The sequence below is a fragment of the Staphylococcus carnosus genome (assembly GCF_900458435.1).
In the GTDB taxonomy this organism is placed as follows: domain Bacteria; phylum Bacillota; class Bacilli; order Staphylococcales; family Staphylococcaceae; genus Staphylococcus; species Staphylococcus carnosus.
The window spans coordinates 2,565,078-2,571,383 of record NZ_UHCT01000001.1 but is presented as its reverse complement, the minus strand read 5'-3'; the positions used below and the strand labels follow the sequence as shown (position 1 = coordinate 2,571,383).

Sequence of the window (6,306 nt, the reverse complement as noted above, 5' to 3'; positions counted from 1 at the left end):
ATAAACTCCATCTTTCTATAAATTTTTTAGACTTATTCACAAAATCACACCCAGTGGATAAGCCAATACACAGTATGTTAATAATTATCCACAAGTTAATCACAATCAGTGGATAACTTTGTATGGATTTTAATTACACACAGGAAAAATGTTGATAAATAACCACAATAAATTGAGCCCTGCCAAAGTTTACAGGACTTATCCACATAATTATACTTATTAACAAACTTCCCTGTCAAACCCATGTGGATATGTTGTTTTTATGTGTAAGAGTCTGTGTATCGTAACATATTTATCCACAGAATGTCACGTTTATATTGTGTATAAGTGGATAACTTTATTGAGAGATGACACTTAAAATGTACTTGCTTTATAAGGTTGAATTTGTTATATTTTAGTAGTTGCTTGAAATATGACTAAGATATTTATTAATTTAACTAAGCGAGGAAGAACTTTTTAAATGTTCCAACCTCTCAACGACACCGTAGATTCATGCGGAGCAGCTTGGCAGAAAGTCTGTAATATCTCAGTTATATGTGAATAGGCTGAAGATGCAGATCTTTTTCCAAGAAACCTCATTAATGTAAATGTGAGAAAGCGACTATAAATGAAAAGAAGAATCAATATGGAGGTGTTTTTACATGGTAAAACGTACTTATCAACCAAATAAACGTAAACACAGTAAAGTTCATGGTTTCAGAAAACGCATGAGCACTAAAAACGGACGTAAAGTATTAGCGCGTCGTCGTCGTAAAGGCCGTAAAGTTTTATCAGCATAAGATCACTGACCTATCAGTGGTCTTTTTTTTGCTTTAAATCATAAAAATGAAGATTGAGTTGGAACATTTTATATAGAGCCCTTAAACTGTAGAGGTGAGATGCAGGGTAGGGGAGTTAAATACGAAAAGAACATATAAGTGAGTGATGGAAGTGGAAAAAGCATACCGTATTAAGAAGAACAGCGATTTCCAAGCGATATATAGAAGAGGAAAGTCGGTAGCAAATCGCCAGTTTGTTATTTATATGATGCCAGATAAAGGATTGACTCATTTTAAATTAGGTATTAGTGTTTCAAAAAAGCTGGGTAATGCTGTGACGCGCAATCGTATCAAAAGAGCAATCAGAGAAAATTTTAAAGTACATAAAGATGATATGTTGCCTAGAAATATTATTGTCATTGCCAGACATCCCGCTAAAGACATGACAGTACTCGAAATACAAAAAAGCTTAGAGCACGTTTTAAAAGTTGCAAAATTATTCAATAAGAGAATAAAGTAGACGTACCGAAGTCTTAGGTTAGACAAACGTAAGACCGACTTTAAGAAATTCGAACACATATGTAGCAATTTACATTAAAACTCTTTACAATTATATAGTTAGAAAATTAAGCAGAGGAGGCGAAGCAGCATGATGGATTTAGATACGATTACAAGTATCTCCACTCCAATGGGTGAGGGTGCAATCGGTATTGTCAGATTATCTGGTAAAGAAGCTGTTGAAATAACGGATAAGTTATATAAAGGAAAGAAACCATTAGCCGAGGTAGAATCACATACAATTAATTATGGACATATCGTTGATCCTGAAACCAATGAAGTGGTTGAAGAAGTTATGGTATCTGTGCTGCGGGCACCAAAAACATTTACAAGAGAAGATATCGTTGAGATTAATTGCCATGGCGGTATTTTAACGATTAATCATGTTCTTGAATTGACAATGTCATATGGCGCAAGATTAGCTGAACCTGGTGAATACACAAAACGTGCTTTCTTAAATGGCAGAATTGATTTATCGCAAGCAGAAGCAGTAATGGACTTTATCCGTTCTAAGACAGACCGAGCGTCTAAAGTTGCAATGAATCAAATTGAAGGCCGTTTGAGTGATATGATTAAACGCCAGCGTCAATCTATTTTAGAAATCTTAGCGCAAGTTGAAGTGAACATCGATTATCCAGAATATGATGATGTTGAAGATGCGACAACAGAGTTCTTATTAAAGCAGTCTAAAGAAATTAAAGAAGATATTGATAAGCTTTTAGCAACAGGAACTCAAGGCAAGATTATGCGAGAAGGGTTGTCTACAGTTATTGTAGGTAAGCCGAATGTTGGTAAGTCTTCGATGCTTAATAACTTAATTCAAGATAATAAGGCGATTGTTACAGAAGTAGCCGGCACAACAAGAGATGTCTTAGAAGAATATGTTAATGTACGCGGTGTGCCTTTACGTTTAGTAGATACTGCAGGCATTCGCGAAACTGAAGATATCGTAGAAAAAATCGGTGTAGAACGTTCAAGAAAAGCGTTAAGCGAAGCAGATTTGATCTTATTTGTACTTAATTATAATGAAGGCCTTACAGAAGAAGACCGTAAATTATATGAAGTCATTAAAAATGAAGATGCGATTATCATTGTGAATAAAACTGACCTTGAACAACATTTAGACTTAGATGAAGTGAAAGCGATGGTCGGAGATATGCCAGTGATTGAAACTTCAATGTTGAAACAAGAAGGTATTGATCAATTAGAAGAACAAATTCGCGACTTATTCTTTGGCGGAGAAGTGCAAAACCAAGATATGACATATGTTTCTAATTCAAGACACATTTCTTTATTAAAACAAGCGCGTAACGCGATTCAAGATGCAATAGATGCTGCAGAAGCGGGTGTACCGATGGATATGGTACAAATTGACTTAACAAGAACTTGGCAAATATTAGGAGAAATTATCGGAGAAAGTGCAAGCGACGAATTGATTGATCAATTATTCAGTCAGTTCTGTCTCGGAAAATAATAGGGAGGTCAAAAAATGAGTTTGGATTATGATGTAATTGTCATTGGTGCCGGACATGCCGGAATTGAAGCAGGATTAGCTTCTGCAAGACGCGGTGCTAAAACATTAATGCTGACAATTAACTTAGATAACGTTGGATTTATGCCATGTAACCCATCAGTGGGCGGTCCAGCTAAAGGTATAGTAGTACGTGAAATTGATGCACTTGGCGGTCAAATGGCTAAGACAATTGATAGAACACACATTCAAATGCGTATGCTGAACACAGGTAAAGGTCCAGCAGTCCGTGCATTAAGAGCACAAGCAGATAAAGTGTTATATCAAAAAGAAATGAAACGTGTGTTAGAAGATGAAGAGAACTTGCACATTATGCAAGGTATGGTAGATGAATTAATCATTGAAGATGATGAAATCAAAGGTGTTCGTACTAATATCGGAACAGAATATCGTTCTAAAGCAGTTGTTATCACTACAGGAACATTCTTACGCGGTGAAATCATCTTAGGAAACTTAAAATATTCAAGCGGTCCTAACCATCAATTGCCATCTGTTACTTTAGCAGATAACTTAAGAGAACTTGGATTTGATATTGTACGTTTCAAAACAGGTACACCTCCACGTGTGAATGCTAAAACTATTGATTACAGTAAAACTGAAATTCAACCTGGTGATGATGTAGGTCGTGCATTCAGTTTCGAAACAACTGAATTTATTTTAGATCAACTACCTTGCTGGCTAACTTATACAAATGATAAAACACACCAAGTGATTGATGATAACTTGCATTTATCTGCAATGTATTCAGGTATGATTAAAGGTACAGGCCCTCGTTATTGCCCATCTATTGAAGATAAATATGTACGTTTCAACGATAAACCGCGTCACCAATTGTTCTTAGAACCAGAAGGACGCGATACTAATGAAGTTTATGTTCAAGGTCTTTCTACAAGCTTGCCTGAACACGTACAACGTGAAATGCTTCAAACGATTGAAGGCTTAGAAAAAGCAGACATGATGCGTGCAGGTTATGCAATTGAATATGATGCGATTGTACCGACACAATTATGGCCGACTTTAGAAACTAAGAAAATTAAAAACTTATATACAGCGGGTCAAATCAATGGTACGTCTGGCTATGAAGAGGCAGCTGGTCAAGGTATTATGGCTGGTATTAACGCTGCCGGCAGAGTGCTTGGTACAGGCGAAAAAGTATTAAGCCGTTCAGATGCTTATATCGGTGTACTTATCGATGACCTTGTAACGAAAGGAACAAACGAACCTTATCGTTTATTAACTTCTCGTGCTGAATATCGTTTATTATTGCGTCATGATAATGCTGATTTACGTTTGACTGATTTAGGTCATGAATTAGGTATGATTTCTGATGAACGTTATGCACGATTCAATGAAAAACGTGATCAAATCGAAGCGGAAATCAATCGTCTTACTAACATTCGTATTAAACCGAATGAACACACACAAGAAGTGATTAAATCACGTAATGGTTCACCACTTAAAGATGGTATCTTAGCAATCGAATTATTACGTCGTCCAGAAATGGATTACCAAGCGATTTTAGATATTTTAGAAGAAGACCACCAAATTCCAGCAGATGTGGAAGAACAAGTGGAAATTCAAACAAAATATGAAGGCTATATCAATAAATCATTACAACAAGTTGAAAAAGTAAAACGCATGGAACAGAAAAAAATTCCGCATGATTTGGACTATAGTAAAATTGACAGCTTAGCAAGTGAAGCAAGAGAAAAATTGGCTGAAGTTAAACCATTGAACATTGCACAAGCTTCACGTATCTCAGGTGTTAACCCTGCAGATATTTCAATTTTACTTGTATATTTAGAACAAGGTAAACTTGAAAGGGTGAAATAGATGGGTGTTGAGTGGCTGGTTGAAAAGCTTCAAGAACATGATATAACATTAAATGATAAACAAAAGCAGCAGTTTCAAACTTACTATGAATTGCTTGTAGAGTGGAATGAAAAGATGAACTTAACAAGCATTACTGATGAAGAAGGCGTTTATTTAAAGCACTTTTATGATTCAATCACAGCAGCGTTTTATATTGATATGAATCAAGAATTGAGTATTTGTGATGTCGGTGCAGGTGCCGGCTTCCCAAGTATTCCTTTGAAAATTGTGTTCCCGCAATTAAAAGTGACGATTGTAGATTCATTAAACAAACGTATTCAATTCTTAAATCATCTTGCTGATGCATTGGACTTACGCGGTGTCAGTGTTGTTCATGAACGTGCAGAGAATTTCGGCAATGTCAGAGGAGACAACCGGGAGTCTTATGATATCGTAACAGCACGTGCTGTAGCGCGTCTTTCAGTATTGAGCGAGTTATGTCTGCCGTTAGTGAAAACAGGCGGCCACTTTATCGCGATGAAATCTTCTAAAGGTGAAGAAGAATTAGAGGAAGCTCGATTTGGTATTGGTGTGTTCGGTGGAAGAGTAGAAGCGGTTGAAACATTTGAATTACCTGGTGATGCAGGAGAACGTCAAATGATTATTATTGAAAAACGCAGTAAAACACCGAAAAAGTATCCACGAAAAGCAGGTACGCCTAATAAATCTCCTTTACTAAAATAGAAATAAATATTAGTATATAAGTATATTTAGAGGGAGAGAATGGACAATGAAAAAGCCTTTTTCTAAACTATTCGGTTTAACAAATAAAGACGAAGATATCACAGGCTATACAGAAGAAGAACGTAATAATAATGTTGAATCCATTCAAATTGAGCGCATTGTGCCGAATCGATATCAGCCGAGACAAGTTTTTGATCAGAATAAGATTAATGAACTCGCTGAATCTATTCAAGAACATGGACTGCTTCAACCCATTGTCGTGCGTCCGATTGAAGAAGGTATGTTTGAAATCATTGCAGGAGAACGTCGTTTCCGAGCATTGAGTACTAATCAAATGGCTTATGCAGATGTCATCATTCGTGAAATGACAGATGAAGAAACTGCTGTTGTAGCATTGATTGAAAATATTCAACGTGAAAATTTATCAGCTGTTGAAGAAGCTGAAGCGTATCAAAAGTTATTAGAGCTTGGAGATACAACACAAAGTGAATTGGCACAAAGTGTCGGCAAAAGCCAAAGCTTTATTGCAAATAAATTGCGTTTATTGAAGCTTGCGCCTAAAGTGAAACAAAAACTTTCTGAAGGAAAGATAACAGAACGCCACGCTAGAGCATTACTGAGCTTAACTTTCGAACAACAAGAAGAAATGGTTCAAACGATTATCGATCAGCATCTGAATGTTAAACAAACAGAAGCAAGGGTGAAAAGCCTGGTTGGTCCTGAAAAAGTAAAAGCTAAGCCATTCCAATTTGCTAAAGACTTAACAAACGCACGCGAAACACTTCAAAGCAGCTTAGATAAAATAGAACAAAGCGGTATCCATATAGAACAAAAAGAACGTGATTGTGATGATTATTTAGAAATAAAAATAAGAGTTTATAAACGATAAAAGTCATTCGCTAC

6 protein-coding genes are annotated in these 6,306 nt (G+C 36.2%); all 6 read left to right on the top strand.

Annotated features, from left to right (window positions below):
• Positions 1-641 precede the first annotated feature (641 nt).
• Positions 642-779, top strand: coding sequence for a 50S ribosomal protein L34 (gene rpmH / locus DYE31_RS12570; RefSeq protein ID WP_000240855.1), 138 nt, complete (start codon positions 642-644; stop codon positions 777-779).
• 151 nt (positions 780-930) lie between these two features.
• Entirely contained in the window at positions 931-1,278 is a 348-nt protein-coding gene (gene rnpA, locus DYE31_RS12565; protein WP_012664032.1) for a ribonuclease P protein component, read from the top strand.
• Between the two features lie 132 nt (positions 1,279-1,410).
• The gene (gene mnmE / locus DYE31_RS12560; RefSeq protein WP_162465559.1) at positions 1,411-2,790 is read left to right on the top strand and encodes a tRNA uridine-5-carboxymethylaminomethyl(34) synthesis GTPase MnmE; all 1,380 of its coding nucleotides are present in this window, start codon (positions 1,411-1,413) and stop codon (positions 2,788-2,790) included.
• A 15-nt stretch (positions 2,791-2,805) separates the two neighbouring features.
• Positions 2,806-4,680, top strand: a complete 1,875-nt coding sequence (gene mnmG, locus DYE31_RS12555) for a tRNA uridine-5-carboxymethylaminomethyl(34) synthesis enzyme MnmG (protein WP_012664034.1) — start codon at positions 2,806-2,808, stop codon at positions 4,678-4,680.
• Positions 4,681-5,403, top strand: a complete 723-nt coding sequence (gene rsmG, locus DYE31_RS12550; RefSeq protein WP_012664035.1) for a 16S rRNA (guanine(527)-N(7))-methyltransferase RsmG — start codon at positions 4,681-4,683, stop codon at positions 5,401-5,403. It abuts the gene before it with no gap.
• Between the two features lie 46 nt (positions 5,404-5,449).
• The gene (gene noc / locus DYE31_RS12545) at positions 5,450-6,292 is read left to right on the top strand and encodes a nucleoid occlusion protein (protein ID WP_012664036.1); all 843 of its coding nucleotides are present in this window, start codon (positions 5,450-5,452) and stop codon (positions 6,290-6,292) included.
• The last annotated feature ends 14 nt before the right edge of the window (positions 6,293-6,306 follow it).

What these genes read in the sequence shown, in the direction of transcription:
- rpmH (WP_000240855.1), top strand. Translation starts at nt 642, where the DNA reads ATGGTAAAACGTACTTATCAACCAAATAAACGTAAACACAGTAAAGTT.
- mnmE (WP_162465559.1), top strand. Translation starts at nt 1,411, where the DNA reads ATGGATTTAGATACGATTACAAGTATCTCCACTCCAATGGGTGAGGGT.
- mnmG (WP_012664034.1), top strand. Translation starts at nt 2,806, where the DNA reads ATGAGTTTGGATTATGATGTAATTGTCATTGGTGCCGGACATGCCGGA.
- rsmG (WP_012664035.1), top strand. Translation starts at nt 4,681, where the DNA reads ATGGGTGTTGAGTGGCTGGTTGAAAAGCTTCAAGAACATGATATAACA.
- noc (WP_012664036.1), top strand. Translation starts at nt 5,450, where the DNA reads ATGAAAAAGCCTTTTTCTAAACTATTCGGTTTAACAAATAAAGACGAA.